The 24235-nt window shown below is 41.9% G+C and carries 27 protein-coding genes; 3 read left to right on the plus strand and 24 right to left on the minus strand.

From position 1 onward, the window contains the following. Nucleotides 1–40 precede the first annotated feature (40 nt). Nucleotides 41–652 (plus strand): Holliday junction resolvase RecU, encoded by a 612-nt coding sequence (gene recU, locus C6Y07_RS03390; protein ID WP_060596723.1) that lies wholly within the window; start codon nucleotides 41–43, stop codon nucleotides 650–652. A gap of 43 nt (nucleotides 653–695) precedes the next feature. Further along, the gene (locus C6Y07_RS03395) at nucleotides 696–3410 is read left to right on the plus strand and encodes a PBP1A family penicillin-binding protein (protein ID WP_106156238.1); all 2715 of its coding nucleotides are present in this window, start codon (nucleotides 696–698) and stop codon (nucleotides 3408–3410) included. Between the two features lie 35 nt (nucleotides 3411–3445). Here C6Y07_RS03395 and C6Y07_RS03400 read toward each other — a convergent pair whose 3' ends face one another. The 17 genes from C6Y07_RS03400 to C6Y07_RS03480 all read right to left on the minus strand — a co-directional run bounded on the left by C6Y07_RS03400 (nucleotide 3446) and on the right by C6Y07_RS03480 (nucleotide 18397). Beyond that, nucleotides 3446–3955, minus strand: coding sequence for a YpoC family protein (locus C6Y07_RS03400; protein ID WP_034661033.1), 510 nt, complete (start codon nucleotides 3953–3955; stop codon nucleotides 3446–3448). Beyond that, nucleotides 3952–4614, minus strand: a complete 663-nt coding sequence (gene nth, locus C6Y07_RS03405; protein WP_034661035.1) for an endonuclease III — start codon at nucleotides 4612–4614, stop codon at nucleotides 3952–3954. Before nth ends, C6Y07_RS03400 begins: the two co-directional genes overlap by 4 nt. A gap of 17 nt (nucleotides 4615–4631) precedes the next feature. After that, nucleotides 4632–5336, minus strand: a complete 705-nt coding sequence (locus C6Y07_RS03410; RefSeq protein ID WP_106156240.1) for a DnaD domain-containing protein — start codon at nucleotides 5334–5336, stop codon at nucleotides 4632–4634. A gap of 98 nt (nucleotides 5337–5434) precedes the next feature. Next, a complete protein-coding gene (gene asnS, locus C6Y07_RS03415) occupies nucleotides 5435–6727 on the minus strand; it encodes an asparagine--tRNA ligase (protein WP_106156490.1) in 1293 nt (430 codons plus the stop codon). A gap of 115 nt (nucleotides 6728–6842) precedes the next feature. After that, a complete protein-coding gene (gene tseB, locus C6Y07_RS03420; protein ID WP_060596725.1) occupies nucleotides 6843–7328 on the minus strand; it encodes a cell wall elongation/penicillin-binding protein regulator TseB in 486 nt (161 codons plus the stop codon). A gap of 12 nt (nucleotides 7329–7340) precedes the next feature. Further along, a complete protein-coding gene (locus tag C6Y07_RS03425) occupies nucleotides 7341–7511 on the minus strand; it encodes a YpmA family protein (RefSeq protein ID WP_008344594.1) in 171 nt (56 codons plus the stop codon). A gap of 132 nt (nucleotides 7512–7643) precedes the next feature. Next, on the minus strand, nucleotides 7644–10436 hold the full coding sequence (gene dinG, locus C6Y07_RS03430) for an ATP-dependent DNA helicase DinG (protein WP_066030736.1): 2793 nt from the start codon (nucleotides 10434–10436) through the stop codon (nucleotides 7644–7646). A gap of 113 nt (nucleotides 10437–10549) precedes the next feature. Next, nucleotides 10550–10933 carry an aspartate 1-decarboxylase gene (gene panD, locus C6Y07_RS03435; RefSeq protein WP_024422780.1) on the minus strand — a complete coding sequence of 128 codons (384 nt, stop codon included), beginning with the start codon at nucleotides 10931–10933 and terminating at the stop codon, nucleotides 10550–10552. Then, nucleotides 10926–11792, minus strand: a complete 867-nt coding sequence (panC, locus tag C6Y07_RS03440; protein ID WP_060596727.1) for a pantoate--beta-alanine ligase — start codon at nucleotides 11790–11792, stop codon at nucleotides 10926–10928. The genes panD and panC overlap by 8 nt, the downstream gene beginning before the upstream one ends. Next, complete coding sequence (panB, locus tag C6Y07_RS03445) at nucleotides 11789–12628, minus strand: 3-methyl-2-oxobutanoate hydroxymethyltransferase (RefSeq protein WP_060596728.1); 840 nt, start codon at nucleotides 12626–12628, stop codon at nucleotides 11789–11791. The genes panC and panB overlap by 4 nt, the downstream gene beginning before the upstream one ends. A 197-nt stretch (nucleotides 12629–12825) precedes the next feature. Continuing rightward, nucleotides 12826–13809 (minus strand): biotin--[acetyl-CoA-carboxylase] ligase, encoded by a 984-nt coding sequence (locus C6Y07_RS03450; RefSeq protein WP_060596729.1) that lies wholly within the window; start codon nucleotides 13807–13809, stop codon nucleotides 12826–12828. After that, nucleotides 13782–14984 (minus strand): CCA tRNA nucleotidyltransferase, encoded by a 1203-nt coding sequence (locus C6Y07_RS03455; RefSeq protein WP_060596730.1) that lies wholly within the window; start codon nucleotides 14982–14984, stop codon nucleotides 13782–13784. Before C6Y07_RS03455 ends, C6Y07_RS03450 begins: the two co-directional genes overlap by 28 nt. Beyond that, a complete protein-coding gene (gene bshA, locus C6Y07_RS03460; RefSeq protein WP_106061647.1) occupies nucleotides 14977–16122 on the minus strand; it encodes an N-acetyl-alpha-D-glucosaminyl L-malate synthase BshA in 1146 nt (381 codons plus the stop codon). The genes C6Y07_RS03455 and bshA overlap by 8 nt, the downstream gene beginning before the upstream one ends. Before the next feature lie 2 nt (nucleotides 16123–16124). Beyond that, complete coding sequence (gene bshB1 / locus C6Y07_RS03465) at nucleotides 16125–16829, minus strand: bacillithiol biosynthesis deacetylase BshB1 (protein ID WP_034661049.1); 705 nt, start codon at nucleotides 16827–16829, stop codon at nucleotides 16125–16127. Further along, the gene (mgsA, locus tag C6Y07_RS03470; protein ID WP_060596732.1) at nucleotides 16816–17235 is read right to left on the minus strand and encodes a methylglyoxal synthase; all 420 of its coding nucleotides are present in this window, start codon (nucleotides 17233–17235) and stop codon (nucleotides 16816–16818) included. Before mgsA ends, bshB1 begins: the two co-directional genes overlap by 14 nt. A gap of 17 nt (nucleotides 17236–17252) precedes the next feature. Beyond that, on the minus strand, nucleotides 17253–18056 hold the full coding sequence (gene dapB / locus C6Y07_RS03475; RefSeq protein WP_106156241.1) for a 4-hydroxy-tetrahydrodipicolinate reductase: 804 nt from the start codon (nucleotides 18054–18056) through the stop codon (nucleotides 17253–17255). Between the two features lie 5 nt (nucleotides 18057–18061). Beyond that, nucleotides 18062–18397: a nucleotide pyrophosphohydrolase gene (locus C6Y07_RS03480; protein ID WP_003215805.1), complete on the minus strand. Its 336-nt coding sequence runs from the start codon at nucleotides 18395–18397 to the stop codon at nucleotides 18062–18064. 137 nt (nucleotides 18398–18534) lie between these two features. Here C6Y07_RS03480 and C6Y07_RS03485 point away from each other — a divergent pair, with 137 nt between their 5' ends. After that, nucleotides 18535–19407: a YitT family protein gene (locus C6Y07_RS03485; RefSeq protein ID WP_060596734.1), complete on the plus strand. Its 873-nt coding sequence runs from the start codon at nucleotides 18535–18537 to the stop codon at nucleotides 19405–19407. Nucleotides 19408–19438: 31 nt separating this feature from the next. On the opposite strand, the gene ypjB is transcribed toward C6Y07_RS03485, so the two are convergent. The 7 genes from ypjB to C6Y07_RS03520 all read right to left on the minus strand — a co-directional run bounded on the left by ypjB (nucleotide 19439) and on the right by C6Y07_RS03520 (nucleotide 24188). Then, nucleotides 19439–20242 carry a sporulation protein YpjB gene (gene ypjB, locus C6Y07_RS03490; protein ID WP_060596735.1) on the minus strand — a complete coding sequence of 268 codons (804 nt, stop codon included), beginning with the start codon at nucleotides 20240–20242 and terminating at the stop codon, nucleotides 19439–19441. A 65-nt stretch (nucleotides 20243–20307) separates the two neighbouring features. Further along, entirely contained in the window at nucleotides 20308–20901 is a 594-nt protein-coding gene (gene lhaT / locus C6Y07_RS03495) for a lipoprotein heptaprenylglyceryl N-acetyltransferase LhaT (protein WP_034661054.1), read from the minus strand. Nucleotides 20902–21001: 100 nt separating this feature from the next. Further along, a complete protein-coding gene (locus C6Y07_RS03500; protein WP_003215888.1) occupies nucleotides 21002–21769 on the minus strand; it encodes a menaquinol-cytochrome c reductase cytochrome b/c subunit in 768 nt (255 codons plus the stop codon). Between the two features lie 43 nt (nucleotides 21770–21812). After that, nucleotides 21813–22487 (minus strand): menaquinol-cytochrome c reductase cytochrome b subunit, encoded by a 675-nt coding sequence (gene qcrB / locus C6Y07_RS03505; protein ID WP_003215804.1) that lies wholly within the window; start codon nucleotides 22485–22487, stop codon nucleotides 21813–21815. A gap of 2 nt (nucleotides 22488–22489) precedes the next feature. Then, nucleotides 22490–22996 (minus strand): ubiquinol-cytochrome c reductase iron-sulfur subunit, encoded by a 507-nt coding sequence (locus tag C6Y07_RS03510; protein WP_007500911.1) that lies wholly within the window; start codon nucleotides 22994–22996, stop codon nucleotides 22490–22492. 144 nt (nucleotides 22997–23140) lie between these two features. Next, the gene (locus C6Y07_RS03515) at nucleotides 23141–23587 is read right to left on the minus strand and encodes a YpiF family protein (RefSeq protein WP_034661055.1); all 447 of its coding nucleotides are present in this window, start codon (nucleotides 23585–23587) and stop codon (nucleotides 23141–23143) included. A gap of 61 nt (nucleotides 23588–23648) precedes the next feature. Beyond that, nucleotides 23649–24188 carry a ReoY family proteolytic degradation factor gene (locus C6Y07_RS03520; RefSeq protein WP_008344562.1) on the minus strand — a complete coding sequence of 180 codons (540 nt, stop codon included), beginning with the start codon at nucleotides 24186–24188 and terminating at the stop codon, nucleotides 23649–23651. Nucleotides 24189–24235: the final 47 nt, after the last annotated feature.

Genomic DNA, 24235 nt, shown 5'->3' on the forward strand with positions numbered 1-24235 from the left:
CTCTCCAATACAAAATGCATTAAAAGGAGGCTGAAACTTGATGATTCGGTATCCAAACGGAAAATCGTATCAGCCCATTCAACAAATTGGGACAAAAAAAAGAATCAGCGGCGAATCCTCTTATAGTAACCGCGGGATGACGCTTGAGGCTGACTTAAATGAAACCAACCAGTACTATTTGGTCAACGGGATCGCAGTCATTCATAAAAAGCCTACCCCCGTTCAGATTGTGAATGTGGATTATCCAAAAAGAAGCGCTGCTGTTATCAAAGAAGCCTATTTTAAACAATCATCCACAACAGACTATAATGGAGTGTACAAAGGGCGCTATATCGATTTTGAAGCAAAGGAAACCAAAAGCACCACCTCGTTTCCACTCAAAAATTTTCACGATCATCAAATTGAGCATATGAAACAGGTAGAAAAGCAAGGCGGTATTTGTTTCGTTATTATATCCGCATTTGGCTCCGTTTATTATTTGTCCGCTTCAGATCTCTTTTTCTTCTGGGAGCGGCAGCAGCAAAACGGCCGGAAATCCATTAGCAAAGACGAATTAATGGAAGCTGGCCACTTAATGACACTTGGATATTCGCCAAGAATTGATTATATTAAAGTAGTGGAGACACTTCATTTTTCGGATGAAAGTGAGTAGCAATGACGTTCGAAAAAGGTTTAACACGAAAGGTTGAGATGTGATGTCTGATCAATTTACAAGTCGTGAACAGCGACGTAAAGCAAGTCAAGAAAACAATAAGAAGCAAAAGAACAAAAAAGGCAAAAAGAAAGCAGGTCTATTTAAAAAAATATTTTTATCTTTACTCGTGATCGGTCTTCTTTGTGTAGTTGCCGGAATCACAACTTTTGCCGTTTTTGCATCAAGCGCTCCTTCTATTGATGATAGTAAGCTCAAAACACCGTATTCTTCAAAGCTTTATGACAAAGACAAGAAAGTGTTTGCAGAAGTAGGTGCGGAAAAAAGAACGTATGTCTCGATTAAAGATATACCCGATGTGGTAAAAGAAGCATTTATTGCAACTGAAGATGCACGTTTTTATAAACACCACGGGATTGATCCAATCCGTATCGGCGGTGCCCTTGTCGCAAACGTCGAGGACGGCTTTGGAGCTGAAGGTGGAAGTACGATTACACAGCAAGTTGTGAAAAACTCTCTACTTAACAATCAAAAAACGTTAAAACGTAAAGTACAGGAAGTATGGCTCTCGATTCAGCTTGAGCAAAAATACTCTAAAGATGAAATTTTAGAAATGTATTTAAACCGCATTTTCTTCTCACCTTATGCTTACGGTGTTGGGAAAGCGGCAGAACAATTTTTCGGCGTTACAGATTTAAATAAACTAACCGTTGCACAGGCTGCCACACTTGCAGGTATGCCGCAAAGTCCTTCTGCCTATAACCCAGTGAAACATCCCGAGGCAGCGGAAAAACGCCGTAATATCGTTTTAAGCCTCATGAAAAAACAAGGCTACATTTCAGAGAAAGACTATGAGGATGCAAAAGCTACCCCTGTCAGCAAGACGGTCGTCTCAGCTGATAAATATAAGAGCCAGAACTCAAGTAAGTACTCTGCTTATATTGAAGAAGTCATGGAAGAAGTACAGAAAAAAGCCAAAGTGGATGTATCAACAGATGGATTAAAAATCTATACTGCACTCGATCGAAAAGCACAGGATCACCTAGATGATATTATCAATGGGGATTCAGTTGGTTTTACGAAAGGTATGCAGGCGGGTGTCACCCTGCTTGATACGAAAAATGGCGAAATCCGAGCTATTGGCGGTGGACGTGATGTACCAGCCGGCGGCTTTAACTATGCGACAGATGCAAAACGTCAGCCAGGTTCAACAATCAAACCAATTTTAGATTACGGTCCTGTCATTGAAAACAAAAAATGGTCTACGTATCAGCAAATTGATGATGCGCCATATACGTACTCAGATGGTACACCGATTAATAACTTTGACAGAAGACATTTAGGGAAAATGTCCATGAGAAGTGCTTTGGCACAATCACGTAACATCCCTGCACTCAAAGCATTCCAAGAAGCTGGTTCAACTAATGCAGCTCAATTTGCCAATAATTTAGGCATGGACTTACCTTCTGATATTCCAGAGTCTTATTCAATTGGTGGATTTGGAGATGGTGTGTCTTCATTAAAAATGGCAGGTGCATTTAGTGCATTCGGTAATAACGGATACTATAACGAACCGCATGCTGTCACGTCTGTTGAATTTAATGACGGTACAAAGCTTGACCTTACGCCAGATTCCAAAGCGGCTATGAGTGATTACACAGCATTTATGGTCACAGATATGCTAAAAACTGCTGTCCAATCTGGAACTGGGACACTTGCACAAGTACCAAACGTTCAAGTAGCTGGTAAAACAGGTACAACGAACTTTGAACAAGATGATATTAATAAACACAATATTCCTTCTGGCGGTGCGAAAGATTCGTGGTTTGTTGGTTATACGCCGCAATATACAGCAGCCGTTTGGACTGGAATTGGTAACTCAAAAGATGCGGACGGCAAAATATGGCTCACAAATTATGAACAGCGTGTTGCCAAACTCGTCTTCCAGCGATTAATTTCTCAAATTGATGATGGAAGCGGCTCATTTGAAAAACCAGACAGTGTCGTTGAAGCTACGGTTGAAAAAGGATCGGATCCAGCGAAATTAGCCGGACCAAATACACCGAGCGATAAGAAGACAACAGAATACTTTGTAAAAGGAACGGTTCCGACAAAAGTGTCTGACACATATGAGAAAAAAGAAGCCGATAAGCCTTCTGACTTAAAAGCGGTGTATGATGAAGAGAAAAAATCCATCACACTGACTTGGGGCTATGATGACGACGCAGATGCTACATTTAATGTGAAACAAGCAGTTGATAATGGCGGCTATAAAGAGATTCAAAACAGTTCTTCTAAAGAAGCGGTCATCTCTGATGTGAAGCCTGGCTCTACTTATAAATTCCAAGTGACAGCCACTGTAGAGGATGTCACAAGTAAAGCAGCTTCTACCTTCCTCACCATCAAGGATGATGAAGATGAGGAAGAAAAAGCAGATGATGAGAATAAAGAAGAAGAAGAACCGCAGCAGCCTGACGACGAGCAGACAGACCAGACTGACGATAACAAAAATCAACCCCCAGGCACTGACGAGCAAAAGCCAGATGATAAAAAAGATCAAGATCAAGATAAGGATAAGGATCAGGATCAAGGCGGAAATACGGAAAATGGAAATAATGGTTCTTCCGATGATGGCTCAGACAGTACAAATGGGAACTCACAAACTGACAATAAAGATAAAAAGAAAGATGATGCGAAAACAAACTCTCAAAGCTCAAATTCGCAATCAAATTCTCCTAGTCGAAAAGAAAATGAATAATGAAAAAGCACTTGCCCATATGGCAAGTGCTTTTTTTAACGGTTTTGTCTGATCTTTTTAAGTGCTTCATGTTTTCCATACTGCTTTTTTAGTTCCGTGTATAGCTCGTCCAGTTGAATAAAGCAATGATATTGAGTTGGTTTTAGCAAAATGAACTCTAAACGTTCTGTCCAATTAATTGGAGCTACAGGAAAAGTCTCTTGCTTGATATGTTCCCATTCAAGCGTTTGAAGTCTCTCCCCTTTGATCCAGTAAAACATCGCAATCATACTGACAATACCTTGCAGCATATCATCTTCTTCACACCGGGACTTTCTTGTTTGAAAACGAGGAAGCATTTTTTCTTTTAATTCATTCCACAGTTCGAACATCACAGGAACAAATTCTTCTGTTTTCTGCCATGGAAGCTCATCTGTTAAAAGTTCTGATGATAGATCATATGCGAGTGGATTATCTCTAAGTATGTCTACTCGATCGCCTTTCATCTCTACCTTTTTCCCTTTTAGCTTTTCGACATATGAGGTAAAAACAGCTGCCCCGCTCATGCCAGCTTCACCAATCCTTTTTTCAGCCTCTTCTGCCCTTCTCTACACATATCAAGAAGCGGACAAGACTCGCACTGCGGCCGCTGCGCCTTGCAGTGATATCTGCCAAAAAAGATTAGGCGGTGATGCGTCACAGACCAATCTTCTTCTGGCACCTTTTTCATTAAGGTTTGCTCTACTTCAAGAACAGAATCCTTCCACCGGCAAATCCCAAGACGCTTACTAACTCGTTCTACGTGTGTATCTACAGCAATGGCCGGCACTCCAAAAGCGACAGATACGACGACATTTGCTGTTTTCCGGCCCACCCCAGGAAGCTTCACAAGCTCGTCCCGATCCTTTGGTACTTCACCGCCATATTCTTCAATCAGCATTTTACTCAACTTTTGAATGTTTTTAGCTTTATTGCGATAAAGGCCAATCGAACGAATATCTTGCTGCAATTCTTCAAGCGGTACACTTAAATAGTCTTCTGGTGTTTGATATTTTTGAAATAACGTTTTGGTGACTTTGTTGACAAGCACGTCTGTACACTGCGCAGAGAGTGCCACAGCGATCACAAGTTCAAATGGATTGGAATGAACAAGCTCACACTCAGCCTCTGGAAACATATCTCCTATAATATCTAAACATTCATTGATTTGTTTTTTTGATAACATGACTTCTCCTTTATTGGTTATTGTTCCAGCCAATTATAAAAAGGAACTTGTCGTTTATATGTTGACGTCTCTTCTTTTGAAGGTGGCGCTTTTTGCTGAGAACGGAAATGCTGGCTATGCTCTTTTGCTTCTTCCGCTGTTTTCAGCCCTTTCTTTTTCCACTCAAACAGAATTCGGTCGATATAACGGAAATTTAATTTTCCTGATAAAACCGCTTCTCTTAACGCTAGGCGAATCATTTCAGCATCATGATGGTCTTGATCCATCCAGATCGAGAGTGTTTCTCCTTCAAGAGGAGACAGCGGTCTGCCAAATTCATCTTCAAATAGAGCATATAAAGACTTTTCAGCCTGCACATGAAGTTTTTGACCTTCATTTGCTTGTTTTGCTTCTAAAAAGTCATACAGTACGCCCCATAAAGGCTCAACTGAGTAGCGGTCATGCTGAATACCAGACCCGTCCTCAAACGGCTGAATCGAAATAAATCCCTTTTGAATTAAATGCTGAACCATATACGCACACTCTTCAGCTGAAATGGTCATGCCATGGGACAGCTCTTCAAATGTTTGAAAGAAAACACCTTGTTCTTCATTCATTTTAATCTTGAGCATCACCATCATTTGTGATTCATTCAGTCCTAACTGCTCATAATGAGCAATCAGCAAATTAGGCAAACTGGTCGAACCCATTTGCTGCATATTAATAAATTGCTGCCTATTCATCGGATACACCTCTTCAGTTTAAGTATATCACGTTTTATTTCACGTGCCCCTTCAAAAAACGTTTGAAAAAGCCTCCATATGTTGGAGGCTTTCACGTCTTAAGGATATAAACGGTTTAATAATCTTGGGAAAGGAATGGTTTCACGCACATGCGGCGCTCCACTAATCCAAGCAACTGTACGTTCAAGTCCAAGACCAAAACCTGAATGCGGTACAGAACCATATTGTCTTAATTCTGTGTACCATTTGTAAGTTTCTTGATCTAGCCCATGTTCTTTCAATCTTGCTTCAAGCAGCTCTAGATCATGCACACGCTCAGAACCGCCAATGATCTCTCCGTAACCTTCTGGTGCAATCAAGTCTGCACAAAGGACGACATCATCACGATCCGGTGCAGGCTGCATGTAAAATGGTTTTAATGATGTTGGGTAATGAGTGATAAACACTGGTTTATCGTAGCTTTCAGCGATCGCTGTTTCGTGAGGCGCACCGAAGTCATCTCCCCATTCAATATCGTCAAAGCCTTTTTCCTGCAAGAATTTAATCGCTTCATCGTAAGTGATGCGCGGGAATGGTGCTTTGATGTTTTCTAATTTTGCTGTATCACGGCCAAGTGTATGCAGTTCAACTTTACAGTTTTCAAGTACACTTTGAACAACATGAGTCACATAATGTTCTTGATACTCAAGGTTTTCATTAAATTCGACAAAAGCCATCTCAGGCTCGATCATCCAAAACTCAATTAAATGACGTTTTGTTTTAGATTTTTCAGCTCTAAATGTTGGGCCAAATGAGAATACTTTTCCGAGTGCCATTGCCGCAGCTTCCATGTAAAGCTGTCCACTTTGAGAAAGGTACGCATCTTCATCAAAATATTTCGTCGCAAACAGCTCCGTTGTGCCCTCAGGTGCACTTCCAGTTAAAATTGGCGGATCTACTTTCACGAAACCTTCTTGATGGAAGAATTCATATGTAGCACGAATAATTTCGTTACGAATTTTCATAATGGCATGCTGCTTTTTAGAACGAAGCCATAAATGACGGTGATCCATTAAGAATTCTGTTCCATGCTCTTTTGGTGTAATTGGATAGTTAGTTGCTTCGTGAATCACTTCAATGGATTTCACTTGCAATTCAAAACCAAGAGGTGAACGCTCGTCTTTTGTCACTTGTCCTGTCACATAGACAGATGTTTCTTGAGTGACTGATTTCGCAAGCTTAAAGACTTCCTCTTCCACTTCTGCTTTTACTACGACTCCTTGAATAAAGCCTGTCCCGTCACGCAGCTGCAAGAATGCAATTTTACCGCTTGAACGTTTATTGGCAATCCATGCGCCGATGGTTACATCTTCATCGACATGTTTGAACACTTGATTAATCGTTGTTTTCAACATAATTCCCTCCAAAGCCAGAAAGAAGCTCACCTTTTCGACAGGTGTGAATCTTTTTTCATACATTTTATTATAACCGTTCTAAATCAGCATGGTCAACGCAAGACAGGAGAAACTATGGAGTTACATTTTTTTCCACATGTCCTGTCGAGAAGTCGACATAGCTGAAGCTGTATTGATTGTTCTCATTTAAGTACGTCACTTCCCAAAGGAGTACGTCACCTTCTCTTGCTAATTGAACGTCCTTTAGCTTAGATACAGTGTTCTCCTTTTGAACGGCTTGTACTGCTTGATTTGAGGTAATGCCTTCTTTTGCTTTTTTTGCGATCACTTTTTCTTTATTGCTGGCAGGTACCCAAACATAGGTTGTTTCATTTTGTTTGTTTTTCCCTTCAACAATAAATTGTTTTTCTTTCCCGACAAAGGTTTCCACTTGCTCCACTTGTACGATGTTTGCTTGTTTTTTTGCTCGTTCAATCGCCGCCTCATGACCTTGTTCTTTTTGTCCCATGGCAATCTGATAAATCCACGTAAAACTGATGATGCCAATGAGCAAAACGAGAGCCACAACGGATGAAATGATCCAGACTATTTTTTTCATGTCAAGCTTCCCCTATGTGCGATATATCGTAAATATCGCTTGATTTTGATCTTCTTGATCTAATGCTAATCCAAACATGAGATCTTCTCTTTTAAGCGTTCTGTTCAATAAGTCAACAATTTTATACAGGTCCTCTGAATGCTTAATTTGAACAGTTGAAAGTACCTCTATTTTACTTTCCACTTCTAATTCCTCCTCGGTACGTAAATATTGTTAGTCATACTTTTCGGCGCGGGAACCGATACTATTTTTACAACGGAACACAAAAAGCCGTTACGATAAATTAACTCCAAACCCACACCAGCTAAAGGCCGCTTATGACAGCGGCTTTTCGTTGTTGAGCTTCTCTATATACGCCTCAAGTGATTCTTTTGACATCTCGTGGACTGGCGCATGAGGGAGTGATTCTAAAAATAGCTTTCCATATGAAGCGGTTTTCACTCGGCGGTCTAGAATGAGCAATGTACCTATGTCTTTTTCAGAGCGCAGCAAGCGTCCTGCACCTTGTTTAAAGGTTAGCACAGCTTCTGGGAGAGCAACGGCTTTAAACGGGTTCTTCCCCTGTTTTTTAGCGGCATCACATTTTGCTTCAATGAGCGGTGAATCAGGCGGCCTGAACGGGAGACGTGCCATAATGACTGTTGTCAGCTCTGATCCAGGAAAATCGACACCTTCCCAAAAACTACCCGTACCAAGTAAAATCGCATGTTTTGCTAATTTGAACATTTTCGTTAATTTAACAGGGCTCCCGCCCGTCAGACCTTGAGCAAAAAGGGCGGCTTGCATCCCTTCTGTTTTCAGCTCTTCATACACTGCTTTTAACATCTCATGTGAATTAAACAACACCAATATCTTCGCTTGATGCTGCTTTTCCATCACCTTAATGTACCGTGCTGCTTGCTTTACATAGTCGCGCTCATCACGGTTCGTAATCGGCGGCATATCAGCTGGTACAATCACCTTGAGCTGTTTTTCAAGTTCAAACGGTGACTCAATCTGTACAAGATGCGGATAAAAATCCTGCAGACCAAATCGTTCTAAGCAATAATCAAAGCGCCCATTGATTGTGAGTGTTCCTGATGTGAGAACAACACTTTTTTTGTTCATAAAAAATCGGTCCGCTAAAAGCTCTCCAGTATCTAGCGGCTGTGCATGCATAAAGACAGCATTTTTGGCACCCTTTGCATCAATCTCAATCCAAACCGTTTCATCATTTTTCGGTTCAAAAATAAACCGGTACAGCGTACTGCAAAATGTATGCATAAACGACATCACTTGATCGTATTCCTCTGCTTCAAAGGCAAAGTGTTCTGTCAGCTGATCACTTTTTTGAAGAAGCTCGCTTTTTTGCTGCTCATACAACTTTTCACAAGCAATTAACAAGGAACAAAGCTTACTTGCCGTCTCTTTAATCCGTTTCCACTGCGCATGCTTCGAATGATGACGTACTCTATGAATGAGACGATTGATGTCTGCTTTTGGTTTTGTCCTTTTGACAAAAGAATGAACGGTACTAAAGAAGGCGTCACTTTCCATTTGAAGCTGATGAAGATACTCATCCATTTCGATAAAGGTGTCCGTCTGTAAACCAGCACCGTGAAATCTCTTTTTCAGCTTGTTTAAAAGACCGCCCTGTAAGGAGCCAAGCTGCGTTAATTTCGCATGAAGCTGGATATACGACGCACTATCTCCTAGTGTTTCATTGGCTGTTTTCTCAAATTGATGAGCCTCGTCAATCACATATACGTCTGCATGCTGAAAGATAGACGATGCTTCCGTTTGTGATAAGAGCAGGCGATGATTTGTTAAAATTAAATTGGCTGTTTTGGCCCTTTTTTTGGCACGTTCATAAAAGCAGTATTCTTTAAAGCGGCGCTTTTTTGATGTAAACGGCATGTGCACACACGAAATACGGTCTTTTATATTGGCAGCTCCTGACGGTAAATTCAGTTCAGATAAATCACCCGTTTCTGTGACAAGAAGCCACATTAATATTTGCGCCTTCGTTAAGACCACATCATAGTTATCATCTTCCTCATGCAGCACATGCTCAAACTTATCTAAGCAAATATAATGCGCCCGTCCTTTGAATACACAGGCAGCTGGCTCAAACGGAAGCAATTGATTTAAAATCGGCACATCGCGCTGAAGCATTTGCTGCTGCAAAAGAATGGAATATGTACTAATAATGACAGGTTTTCCTGATTTCTTTGCCTCTAGTGCAGCTGGTATGAGGTATGCCAGCGTTTTTCCAATACCTGGTGCCGCTTCAATTAAAGCATAGGCCCTTTCATGAAACACATCTCTCACTTTATTCATCATCGCGAGCTGGCCTTCTCTTACTTCATAGCCTTCCACTGTTTGGGGAAGCTTCTTTTTGATCTCCTCAAACAGCTGTTTATCGTCTTCCCCTACTGAATCTGTCGTATCCGTTTCAGGATTGGTGACATCTTTTACAGCAAAAGAGCCCACTTCTACCAAAGAATCTTCACGGCTAGCACGACTCGTTTCAAGCTGCTGTATTAAAAGTCCTATATCGCTTAAGAGATAAGAGGATAATCTGCGCAGCTGCTTTAGCACATTTGGCGGTGTATGTGTTAATTGATGTAATAAGGTTAAAAATAACATGGCAGTAACTTCCGCATCACTATCCGCCCGGTGCGGGTGGTCATGTGGAAGCATGAGCTCTTCACTTAATTCAGTGAGCTTATAACCTTCAAGCTCTGGATAAAGAATTCTAGAAATCTCAACTGTATCAATCGCTAGCACATCCAGCTCATTTTTCCCGCATGCTTTTAGTTCATCATTTAAAAAATTCAAGTCAAAATGAACATTGTGCGCAACAAAATAAGCGCCTTGAATAAGATCATACACCTCTTGGGCAATGTCCTCAAAAAACACTGCATCGTTAACCATGTGCTGCTGAATACCTGTCAGCTGTTCAATAAATCCAGGGATCGCTTTTCCCGGGTTCACATATTTTGAATACCGTTCGACAATTTGTCCATTTTCAATGACCACCGCAGCAATTTGAATGATTTTATCACCCTTTTTGGGTGAATTTCCGGTGGTTTCAATATCAACGACAACAAACCTTTGATCGGCCATAAAATGGACACCTCAATTCCTCGTTTCACTCGAAGTGAAACACACTCTGGGCAAAATAGCTGAAACAGAACAGCTTCTTTTCTTAAAACTGTTCTGTTTCCTTGCAGCATGCGTTATAAAATCGTTCTCGCAGGCTCTTGCCCAATCATTTGTTCAATTTGATTTTGTTTATTTAATACGACCACTTTTGGTGTATGTGTCTTTGCTTCTTCTTCTGAGAGCATTCCATAAGCGATAATAATCACTTCATCCCCCGGCTGAACCAATCTTGCTGCCGCGCCATTTAGACAAATGACACCGCTCTTTCTTTCACCAGGAATAATATATGTTTCAAGTCTCGCGCCATTGTGATTATTGACAATCTGTACTTTCTCATTTGCCATCATGCCTGCCGCATCAAGTAAATCTTCGTCAATGGTGATACTTCCTACATAATGTAAGTTTGCTTCTGTTACCGTCGCTTTATGAAGTTTAGAGGTCATAAAGGTTCTATACATGTTTTTCACCGCTTTCAGGAACATGGAATATCACATTATCAATCAGTCTTGCCCGTGAGAATTTCACCGCAATCGCAATGATGACCTGACCTGCCAACTGCTGAAGCGGCTCAAGCTCTGGATAGGAGTAGATCTCAATATAATCGATTTCCCCGCTCGTTTGAAGAATTTCCTCTTCTACCAACTGATAAATACGACTGACGTCACGTTCACCTTTTTCAACCGCTGACTGTCCTTTTTTCAATGCGCGGTACAAAGCAGGTGCTTCTTGTCTTTCTTTTTCAGATAAGTACACATTTCTTGAACTTTTCGCTAAACCGTTTTCTTCTCTAACTGTCGGCACAGATACAAGGTGAAGATCAAAGAAGAAATCCTTGATCATCGCATCGATCACAGCGACTTGCTGTGCATCCTTTAGACCAAAGTATACATTTGTTGGTGCTACAAGATGAAATAGCTTTGTAAGCACAGTAACAACGCCGTCGAAATGTCCTGGACGTTTTTTCCCGCATAAGACATCAGTCCGCTTTTGAACCGTCATCGTGATAGATGGCTCATTTGGATACATTTCTTTCACATCAGGTGTAAATAAAATATCCACACCTGCTTCTTCTGCAAGGCGCTGATCTCTTTCCATATCCCTTGGATAGGATTCAAAGTCTTCGTTCGGTCCAAATTGCAAAGGATTGACAAAAATACTCATTACCACAATGTCATTTTGATCCCTTGCTTCTTTCGCGAGCGTCAGATGTCCTTCATGAAGAAAGCCCATCGTTGGGACAAAGCCAATGGAATGCTGTTTTTCTCGATGCTGCTTGATCAATTCCTTCAGCTCGTGAATATGGGTGACAACGTTCATTTTTTCATACCCCCATATAAACCATCAAGGACTTCTTCTTTGATATGAAATGTATGCTTGTCTTCTGGAAATGTGTGTGCTTTTACTTCTTTCGTATATTGAATAAGCGCTTCTTCTAGTACAGTATCAATTTGCGCGTATTGTTTCACAAACTTAGGTGTTCTAGACACCCCGTATCCTACCACATCATGGTAAACGAGAACTTGTCCGTCTGCCTCAGCTCCTGCACCAATCCCGATGACAGGAATTTTCAGCATGTCGGTAATTCGTTTTGTCAGTTCACCAGGTACGCATTCAAGCACAAGTGCAATCGCACCAGCTTCCTCACATTTTAAGCTGTCTTCAATCAATTTCTGCGCACTTTCGTGGTCTTTTCCTTGCACTTTATATCCGCCAAGTACTCCAACTGACTGAGGGGTGAGGCCTAAATGACTGACGACAGGAATCCCGCCTCTTGTGAGAGCTTGAATGGATTCAAATACGCCATCTCCGCCTTCTAGCTTTAAGGCATCCGCTCCGCTTTCTTGCATGATGCGTGCTGCGTTTTTCAATGTTTCTGCTAATGAATAATGGTAAGACATAAATGGCATATCCGTCACAATAAATGTGTCTTTTGCGCCTCTTTTCACTGCTTTTGTGTGATGAATCATATCATCCATCGTGACTTGGACTGTCGAATCGAGTCCAAGTACAACCATCCCAAGTGAATCACCAACTAAGATCATGTCGACTTCCGCTTTTTCTGCTTGCTTTGCAGATGGATAGTCGTATGCTGTCAGCATCACAATCGGTTCGTTTTGTTCTTTCATTTTGAAAAAATCTAGCTTTGTCTTCATTTGTTCCTCCTCATTCTGGAGAGGAGATGGCTTGCCTCACATCACATGTTTTGATTTCTCATGCGCGGCGAATCATCCCTCTGTCCAAGTCCCTTAGGATCAAGGCAGAAATTTATCAAATTTTTGTTTCTACAGGTACAGCTCTTTTTCAGATACTGCCCACACGAAGTATATCAAAAATGTGCCGGGTGTTCCACTTAAGTTGACTTTATCTCGATGTCTGCGGAGTAGATTTTTTGAATACCTTCCTCCGTTTCAAGCAATAAAACACCTTCTTCATTGATTCCGAGCGCTTTTCCAGTGTATTGCCCATTGACGGTGCGGGCAACAATATGCTGACCGATCGTCATCGCATACGATTCCCATAATTGTTTAATCGGTGTAAATCCATGCTTCATATAATCGTCATACCTTTTTTCAAAGGTGGACATGATCTGTTGTATGAGCGCAGCACGGTCCACTTTTTCATTCAGTTCCATTCGCAGGCTTGTGGCGACATCCTTTAGTTCATCCGGAAAGTCATCAGCCGTTTGGTTCACATTAATGCCTGGACCAATTATCACCGCATGAACCTGGTCCGCCTCTGCTTTTAATTCGGTTAGAATGCCAACGACCTTTTTCCCGTTTAACAAAATATCGTTTGGCCATTTAATGGATGGACTGAGTCCTGTTTGCTCTGCAATGGCTTCTGCGATGGCTACAGATGCTAAAAGCGTCATCTGCGGCGCTTTGTGCAGCGGAATTTCAGGGCGTAGAACGAGACTCATCCAGATGCCTGTCCCATTTGGTGAATGCCACGTTCTTTGAAGGCGGCCTTTCCCGTTTGTCTGATGATCACTGACAACGAGCGTACCGTGGGGCGCACCTTCATTTACAAGATCATGGGCAATCAGCTGTGTGGAGGCGACTTCTTTCTGAAAATAAATGTGCCTGCCAAAGCTCTCTGTCTCTAGACCAAACAGAATTTCATCCTCACTAATTTTGTCCGGTTTACGAAGCAGGCGGTATCCCTTTCTTCTGACGGCTTCTACCTCATAGCCCTCTTTTCTGAGGCCCTCTATATGCTTCCAGACAGCCGTTCGAGAACAGCCAAGCTCATCACATATTTGCTGACTTGAGACAAAGTCCTCACTTGATGCTGTAAATAGTTCGATTAATCGTTTTCTAATTGCTGATCGCATGCTGTAAGCCACTCCTCTATGGCTTTTTTTCGGTTTTCCAAATGATTTTGCAGAACGGCTTTTTTCACCAAATCGAGCTCTTCTGCGATCCATTTTCCTGATGTCTTTTGCCGAAAGGCCATTAAATCTTTTCCTGAAACAGCGAGGTCTTGAAGCGTTTTAATCGGAAGGGCATCATAAGAACGCTTCGCTGCCTCAAGCTCGTCAAAGAAAATGCGGCGCTCGTGTTTTAGCTGTGAGATCTTCAAACTAGATAAGAGCACGTGTTCACCAGCCTCAAACATCTTCTCCGCATCCCAGTCACAATCGACGTATTGGCTAATAGCCACCGCGTCTTTCAAAAGCTTTGTTGACAGCTTCCATTCTTTTAAGAAGAGCACAGCCTCCGCTTCATCTAAGCCAAGCAAATGGATAACAGCCCCCCATACTTCTTCTAGTCCATCCAGTAAATAATACGGAAATGATTGAAAGGATTCTTGCAGACCATCCTTTTTGAGACCCGGCAATTCTTCATACAATTTGGTAGAAATGAGCACCTTAATCGCCCGCTCACAATAACGGCCTTTTAAAAGCTTCTCCATTTCAATCTTTTTGCGTTCAACTGATATGTTGGCAAGCAGGTGCTTATCTTTTTTCATCGCTTCAGCCGTTTCTGCAGCGAGCTCAAAGCCAAGCTGGCTTAAAAAACGGACCGCTCTCATCATACGAAGCGCGTCTTCCTGAAAGCGGCACGCAGGATCTCCTACGGTTTGAATTCGTTTCCGCTCAATATCCTGTTTGCCCCCTACATGGTCAATGATCTCCCCATTTATATCCATGGCCATCGCATTGATCGTTAAATCTCTTCTTAAAAGATCTTCCTTCAATGATGTGATAAACGCCACTTCTTTCGGTCTGCGAAAATCTTCATATTCTGATTCAGTTCGAAACGTCGTCACCTCATAGCTGACCCCATCATGTAACACGATGACAGTGCCATGCTCTTTGCCAACATCAACTGTTTTTTCAAATAAGGATTCGACCGTATCAGGCGTTGCATCTGTTGCTATATCGATATCGCCGATTTCCCTGCCTAAAAGGACATCTCTCACTGCTCCGCCGACAAAGTAAGCCTGATGCCCATGTTCGTGCAGTGTATGTAAAATAGGGATCGCATGTGTGAATGGTTCATTCATGTTCATCATCACCTTCGATCAATTCTAGGTAAAGCTCTTCATATTCACTCACAATTTTTTCAGAAGAGAAATGGGCCTGAACACTAGACTGGGCCGACGCAGACACTTGTTCATGAAGCGCTTTGTCTTTGAGTATAGAGACTGCGTGTTTAACTGCCGCGTCTATATCGCCGAGCGGGACAAGGAAACCTGTTTCTCCATGTGTAATGACCTCTGGAATCCCGCCAACATCAGTCCCAATACATGGGACACCGCATGCCATCGCCTCAAGAAGCACAAGTCCGAAGCTCTCTTTCTCAGAAAGAAGCAGCTTCAAATCACTGATGGAATACAGCTCTTCTACTTTCTCTTGCTTTCCTAAAAATAACACGCGGTCTGTCAGCCCCAGTTTTTTCACGAGTTCGCATACGACCGATTTTTCAGGACCATCACCGATGAGCAGCAGCTTTGCCTGCACCTGTTCTGAGATCTTTTTAAACACATGAACGACATCATGCACCCGTTTGACCTTTCGAAAATTTGATACATGGATGACGACCTTATCGTCCGGTAAAAGACCATAATGTGTCTTTAGCACTTCGTGATCTTCGCGCAAATACACCCGTTCATCGACAAAATTATGGATCGTCTCGATCTTTTTATTTGGTTTGATAAGGTCATACGTCTGCGCAGCTAATGAATGCGACACCGCCGTTACCCGGTCTGATGATTCGATCGCAAATCGAATGACTTCCTTTAGTGATGGATCATAGCCTAATACCGTAATATCCGTCCCGTGAAGCGTCGTGACGACTTTCACAGAATGTCCCGTCATCTGCTTCGCTAAGAACGCACAGACGGCGTGCGGAACCGCATAATGCGCGTGAATAATATCAAGCTTCTCTCGTTTTGCAACTTCTGCCAATTTACTTGCTAATGCAAGGTCATAAGGCGGATATTGAAAAACAGCATATTGATTGACATCCACCTCATGAAAATAAATATTCGGATACACTTTATTGAGCCTAAACGGAATACTTGAGGTAATGAAATGAACATCGTGCCCTTTTTCAGCTAAACGTTTTCCAAGTTCCGTAGCAATAATGCCCGAGCCGCCGACACTTGGATAACAAGTGATTCCGACCTTCAGTTTTTTCATAATTACCCCCCAAGTAAGTCGTCATCTATCAAAAGTGGTTTCTTTGTGATAAACCCTTCTGCATAAGCTTTATTGACTTCCCTTCCATACATAGACTCTCTCATTTTGACAAAATCAATATAACCGTTCACAAGAGGTGTCTCAACTGAATTCGCCGATTTAACAAATTGGCTTTTATACGCATGCAAGCTATCAATCTTTTGGTGCATTTCCTCAGAAATATCAATCACAAAATCTGGGCGATGATGACCGTTAATCATGTAATAATACATCTGACTTATTTTATGCGCTGGCTGCTTGTATGAATCTTCAAATTTATGTATACCTGCCGAAAAAGCAGCCTCTTCTACAAGTGAGCCCGCATGACCATGATCTGGATGCCGATCTTGGTGATGCGGAGCAAAAATCAGTTTTGGCTTGTATGTTCGAATCACGCCTGCAATGTCCTTCATCGCTTCGTCATTTAGATAAAGTCCTCTGTCTGGCAGTGTGAGCTGGATTCGCGTTGACACACCTAAAATGGCGGCAGCAGCTTTTGCTTCCTCTTTACGGCTCTCTACCGTTCCATTCGAAGATAATTCGGCCTGGGTCAAGTCGCAAATCCCGACACGCGCCCCTTTTTTTACGTATTTTGCAATCGTTCCGCCCATACCGATCTCAACATCATCGCTGTGGGCACCGAATGCAAGGATATCAAGTCGTTTCATTTGTTCCTCCGTTTTTTACTACATCTCGAAAATCAAACGTGCCTTTATTTAAATTCCTGACTAAAATTTCAGCGGTCCCCATATTGGTGGCTAGTGGAATGGTATACACATCACAAAGCCGAATGAGTGCAGATACATCCGGTTCATGCGGCTGCGCGGTAAGCGGGTCTCTAAAAAAGAGCACAAGATCCATTGCATTATCAGCAATTAAAGCACCAATCTGCTGATCTCCTCCAAGTGGTCCTGACTGGAAACGATGAATGGGAAGCCCCGTCGCTTCTTTCACTCTCAAACCTGTTGTCCCTGTTGCGTAAAGTGTATGATCTGCCAATATATCACGGTACGCAATGGCAAATTGGATCATGTCACTTTTTTTCTTATCATGAGCGATTAAAGCAATGTTCATCAGGAATCCACTCCTTATTAGTCGATGATATTTTCTAAACCATAGACAAGCTGATCAATGTGCATGACCTGTTCAACTGAAAGCTTCACACCTGACATAAATGATGCACGGTTATAAGAATCATGGCGAATGGTGAGCGTCTGTCCGTCCATTCCAAACAGTACTTCTTGATGTGCAATCATACCCGGAAGTCTTACGCTGTGCAGACGGATACCGTCATAATCTGCGCCTCGTGCACCTTCGATTAATTCTTTCTCTTCTGGATGTCCCTGCTTTTTGCTTTCTCTGACTTCTGCAATCATTTCAGCTGTTTTAAGCCCAGTACCGCTCGGAGCATCTAGTTTTTTATCATGGTGAAGCTCAATGATTTCAACGTCAGGAAAGTAATTCGCTGCCATTTTGGCAAACTTCATCATTAAGACCGCACCGACAGCAAAGTTTGGCGCAATAATACAGCCTATGCTCTTTTCTTCTGTTAATTGCTGTAGCTCTTTCAGGTCAGCTTCAGAAAATCCAGTGGTTCCTACGACTGGACGGACGCCATGTTCAAGTGCCTTTTTTGTATGTACTTTCCCGATTTCTGGTGTCGTCAAATCAATTAATACATCAGGTGCTGTCTCTGAAAGACACACATCAATATCTGTGTAAATTGGCGCCTCAGATGTCGTATGAATCACATCAGATAATTTTTTTCCTTCGTGCGCGTGATCAAGGGCTGCCACAAGCTCAAAATGGCTCGTTTCTTCTGTCAGCTTCACAGCCTCTATCCCCATTCTTCCTCTTGCTCCAGCGATTACTACTTTGATGGTTTGGTTCGTCATCGTCTCTACTTCCCTTCTTTTTTTGTCCAGCGGTCTTTGTCTCTTGTATTGAATTTATGCATCACACGATCGTGTGCTTCCTCTAGTGATATATCTAGTGAATTAGCGAGGCATGTTAACACAAACAAAACATCGCCAATTTCTTCTTCCATGCTTTTTTCTGTTTCCGTTGTTTTTTTCGGCTTTTCTCCATAGTAATGGTTAACCTCTCTTGCTAGCTCGCCTAATTCTTCTGTCAGACGGGCCATCATGGCAAGCGGGCTGAAATAGCCTTCTTTAAATTGTCCTATGTAATCATCTACTTCTTGCTGCACGTGACGCAGCGTTTTTTCATTCGTCATGAAGCTCATCCTCCTATCCATCTCTTACATGTTAGCGAAATCATAAATATTTGACAAATGTTTAAGACTCAGTTTGCTTGTTTCTCTCCCATACCATATAATATTATCGCTGTCTAAGCAAAAAAAGGAGTGGTCTCTTGCTAAAAGAAATTCGTCTTAAAAATATCGTATTTATTTTAATAGGATCTGCGATTTTTTCTTTCGGTCTTGTTCATTTTAATATGCAGAACAATTTGGCGGAAGGCGGATTTACAGGTATTACACTGCTTTTATATTTTCTATTCCACATTGATCCATCCATTTCAAACCTTGTCTTAAACATTCCGATCTTTTTTATCGGCTGGAAAATGCTCGGCAGAACCATGTTTACTTATACAATTGTAGGAACCGTCAGTCTTTCTGTCTTTCTTGCCATCTTCCAGCGCTTTCAAATACATATGCCTCTCCAGCACGATTTGGCGCTAGCCGCGCTCTTTGCTGGTGTGTTTATCGGAACAGGCCTCGGGATCATCTTTAAGTTCGGCGGTACAACCGGCGGCGTGGACATCATCGCAAGACTCATCAACAAGCATTATCAGGTGGCCATGGGACGAACAATGTTCATCTTCGACGCATGTGTCATTACGATTTCTCTTACTTATTTAAATTACAAAGAAGCCATGTATACACTCGTCGCAGTGTTTGTTGCCGCAAAGGTCATTGACTTCATGCAAGAAGGCGCTTACGCAGCCAAAGGCGCCATGATTATCTCTGAAAAAGATGACATCATTCAAAAGAAAATCACAGAGGAAATGGAGCGCGGTGTGACCATTTTAAAAGGGATTGGTTCCTATACAAAACAGGAGCGCAACGTCCTTTATTGCGTCGTCCCGAAAAACGAGCTTGTCCATCTCAAAAGCGTCGTGACCTCAGTCGATCCTCATGCATTTGTATCTGTCAGTGACGTGCATGATGTGCTTGGTGAAGGCTTCACATTAGATGAACACAAAAAGCCGCTTAATCCGCATTAAAAAAAGAAGCCCAAAAATGGTGCTTCTTTTTTTATGATTTCGGATAATCAGCCTGACGCTTTTGCTTCTTCTCTTTTTCAGCACGGTATTTCCGAAACCCAACATACGTTAACGTTAATAAAATGATACTCCCTGTTGTTAAAATGACCCATAAAAGCGATGGATCAGCTTCATCTTGATCGACGTGAGCAAACACACTCGATAAATCCTCTTCGAGCTTCGTGAGACGCTCAAGCTTTGTCCCACTTGATGCTTTTAAAAATTCACCTTGCTCAATCACTTCCATATGCTGCTTAATCGTTTGCAGCTTTTCAGGCGAAACATCAATGGTTAAACTAGGGTATATCATATCGTATAAAGAAACCAGCTCATTCCAAGTTTCATAAAACGTCGTCGACTCCGGATCCCTCACTTCTTTTTTCAAAGTAGGAAAAGACCCCATAATGGGCTTCTCCAGCGAACCCCAAAGAGGCTCAGAGTCTGACTGGATCGCATCGAGCAGCATTCTAAACTGAGAGGCATAACGAAGCTTTTCGCGCTCATTCAATTCTTCCTGCGGCAGCCCTTTTATAATATCTTGATAGCCAAGTGTAATTTGCCGAATCTGCGTATTTGTCAGAGTACCACGCCAATTCTCAGCTTTAAATGTCTTTTCAACATACAATGCGACCTGTAACGCCTCATCATATTTAGCTTGTCTCGTTAATTGAAAGATTGAATCTGATAGTTCCGTTAATTCTTGCAGCACGTTAGCGGCTGTTTCCTCGCCTTTGGCAACAGATGGCTGTAATACGAGAAAAAATAATAGAATCATCGCGATTGGCTTTCGTTTCATGCAAGTCCCTCCTAGCCCTTCTCCATACAGCGTATGAAGAAAAGGACAAGGTTAGACCAATATTGTTAAGGGAGTTCAAGCTTGACCGATTTTTTCGATAGGACGAGATAATACGAAACAAGAAGAACGGCAATACTTAACCAAAACGTGACATAGCCGATCTCGTTTGAATAGGCAGACAGCATAGAATAACGCGGCATCATACCAAATACATAATCAATCACATCGTTATGTAAAATCCATATGCCGGCTACCACCAAATGACGCATTTTAAAACGATAATACGGTGCAAACAATACAGCTTGAACCGCCATCGCAAAGTGAGACCCAATCAGCATGTATCCTTCCCACGGAAAGTCATCAACAGATAAAAGCACAAAGATATTCATTCCTACAGCCCATAACCCGTACTTAATCAAGGTCACAAGGGCAAGTGCTTCAAAATAAGGAGCGTTTCGTTTCATCAAAAACGCAAGTAGTACAAATAAAAAGAAAAAGCTTGCCGTTGGGCTGTCTGGAACAAAAGCTAAAAAGATAGCCGGCGTCTCTACAAGCTGAGGAATATACCAATAGTAGCCGTACACAGTGCCAAGGAAATTGATCATCAGGACTAGCACAAGCATGTAGCGCGTGGCTAGCAGATATTGAATCCATCTCATACGTCTCTTCACTCACGATCTGTTAAAATCAGAAAAAAGCTGACAGCGCCAGCTTTTTCTCTTTTGAGTATATCCTTGTACTTGCATTTAAACAACTGAATTATTTAGATTTGACTTCAGATAAATATTTAGAAAGCTTTTCAAGTTCTTCATCGCTACCTTTAAAGATACCCTTAGGCATGTTGCCTTTTCCTTCAACAGCGATTTTAGCTATCTCCTCAGGTGCAAGACCGTTGTCAACAAGTGACGGTCCGGCTGCTCCGCCCTGCATGTTATCCCCGTGACAGGAAATACATGTCTGCTCCTGATAAATTTTATACTCTTCCGCTGAGGTATCAATCTCTGCTTCTTTCTTAATTTCACCTTGCTTCGCCGCTGCTTCCCAATCATGAGTAGCAACAGACTCCCACGTTAAATATGTTGCTGCGCCGACTGCAAGGATCATCATCCCCACTGCAACCGGTCTTCTATACGGTCTGCGTTCAGGACCAGAATCAAGAAATGGTGCGAGCAAAAGTGCACCAAACGCAATTCCAGGCATAATCATCGCGCCAACTACTGTATAGCCTCCTGCAGCAAATTCATATTTTAATAACTGGTACAAGAATAGGAAATACCAGTCTGGCAGCGGAATATAGCCGGTATCTGTTGGATCAGCCATCCGCTCAAGCGGAGGTGCATGAACAACAGTTAGGACAAGAAATCCAATTAAAAAAACGGCACCTACAAGCCATTCCTTTAAAAGAAAGTTCGGCCAAAAGGCTTCTGTTTTTCCCGGATATTCGGAATAGTCTTTAGGTATGTTAGGTTTTCTTTCTGCCGGAATTCTGGAGTCTCCGACAAACTTCATCCCTTTTCCCCTATGCAAAGTCATCCCCTCCTCATTGAACATTCATCAAACGCAACTTTTTTTATAGCGGTCCAGAAATTCCTTGCTTACGAATCATAATAAAGTGGGCAGCCATCAGCCCAAATAATGCCGCTGGCAAGAAAAAGACATGGATAGCGAAAAATCTCGTCAGCGTTTGTGCCCCTACAATGTCAGGATGACCTGCAAGCAGCGTTTTGATCTCTTTTCCAATGAATGGTGTGGCTTCTGCAATTTGAAGACCAACCTTCGTCGCAAATAGCGCCTTCATATCCCATGGCAAGAGATATCCTGTAAAACCAAGTCCAAGCATCACAAAGAAAATGAGCACACCAACAATCCAGTTCAGCTCTCTAGGCTTTTTATACGCCCCTTGGAAAAAGACCCTTAGCGTATGTAAAAACATCATGACAATGACTAGACTCGCACCCCAGTGGTGCATCCCTCTGACAATCTGACCAAATGCCACTTCATTTTGCAAATAATAGACAGATTCCCAGGCATTTTTAATATCCGGCACATAATACATCGTTAAAAACATGCCCGAAAGGACTTGAATGACTGTCACAAAAAACGTTAAACCGCCAAAACAGTACACAAAAGCGGAGAAATGATGTGCTGGATTGACATGCTCTGGCACCTCATGATCCGCAATATCTCTCCATATTGGTGTAATGTCTAGCCGCTCATCTACCCAATCATAAATCTTGTTAAGCATCGTTACCCTTCCCCTTTCGGCACAGCTTTTCCAAGATAGAGGTATCCGTCCTTCACTTGCTGCTTATAATGGTCAAGCGGTGCAAGCGGTGGAGTTCCGGGTACGTTTGTACCATCCTTGTCGTACAGCCCATAGTGGCATGGGCAGAAAAATTTGTTTGGATTTTTCGGATCACTGTTCCAGTTCACTGTACATCCTAAATGTTTACAGATTGGCGATAAAGCGACAATTTCATCCCCTTCTTTGTACACCCATGCTGACCTAGATTCCTTTGACTCATACCATGCATCTACTTGATCAATTTTAAAGTCAAAGCGCTTCGGTTCCTTCGTCAGTTCATCTACACTGACAACTTGAACCATATCCTGATCCTCTGTTCCTTTTAGCACAGGGTCAAGCGCAAAGCGAACCATAGGCATGAGCATTCCAGCGGCCATAAATCCCCCCACGCCGGTCAACGTGTAATTCAAAAATTGACGCCTGGACACTCCATGTCTCTTCTCGCTCATTTTTTTCTCCCCCCCTCAGGTCGTCAGCTACTTTATAACTGAATTAGAAAAAATTTCATAAAACTAGGACACCCTCATAATATATCAATCTATTCACAAGGTCAACAGCCTAAAAAGCTATGTACAATGCAAATGTAAGGGTTTTTATGAAGGGTTCCACTTTTGTAACAAAAAGTTCAAAATTTGTTCTACACTGTCTTGAACGATTTTTTGCTTTAATTCTACCTTTAAATGCTCGAGCGGAACCGGCTTTAACAAAAATAGCGCTTCACTAACCGCCGCATGCTCTTTCCATTGATGATCAGATGAGATCAACACGACATGCTGAAAATGATCTTCTAGCGACTGCTTCATCGTAAAGATGTCTTCTAGTTTTCGATCATTGATCTCTACATATGTATGTGGTGGAAAAAGAAAGACCCGCCCTTTCAGCTGCCTTTCAAGTTCCTCTGCTACAAGAATGGTAAACTCACCTAAAGATACAGTTTGTTTGATTTGATTCGCATCTATTCCAACTATTGGAATGATAGCGGTATCAATGTAATCTTTAGATTGCAAAAAGCGATCCGCATCCTCCGCTTGAAACTTCATCAATTTCCCCTCTTTCATGACATAAGCCCTGCCTGTATAGGGCAAGGCTTATTCGTTCAGTTTATGACAATAGGCTTAATTCTTTTGCTAACTTATTAAATGTTTCTTGATCATGACGGTCAAGTGCCTCATCTATCTCTTTCATAAGCCGTTCTTTTTGGAACGTTGCGATCGAGTGTTCAAGCACTTTCTCCGCAAGATCCTTATCTTTTTCGTTCTCATAAAGATCCTTTGGAATATGAGGATTTGTTTCAAGCACAGCTGCATATTCCGGCGAACGATAAGCAGAACGGAAATTCAATTGAATAAACAAATCTTGCTGTTTATTCAAACGAATATCATGAAATGACTTTTCAGCATCTGTCGTCATGATGTTTTCTTTATAAAATCTAAAGGGAACTTCATCCACACAGTGTGTTGACATAATGATTCCCCTTGGGCAAAATTCTGCTTGCTCTACAAAATGAACCTTTTCCATCAAAGAGTCGTGACTCATTAAATAATTTAATATCCAAACACACTCTCTTCGTTTTAGCTGATAATGGTTTAAAAACCACCGGATGAATTCCTTCTTTTCATTGACAGAAACAGGGGTCTGCATGTTATTCCCTCCTCTATCGTAAATTAAATTGCTATACATGAATTATT

It is taken from the genome of Bacillus sp. LNXM12-1 (assembly GCF_003004375.1).
Classification (GTDB): Bacteria; Bacillota; Bacilli; order Bacillales; family Bacillaceae; genus Bacillus.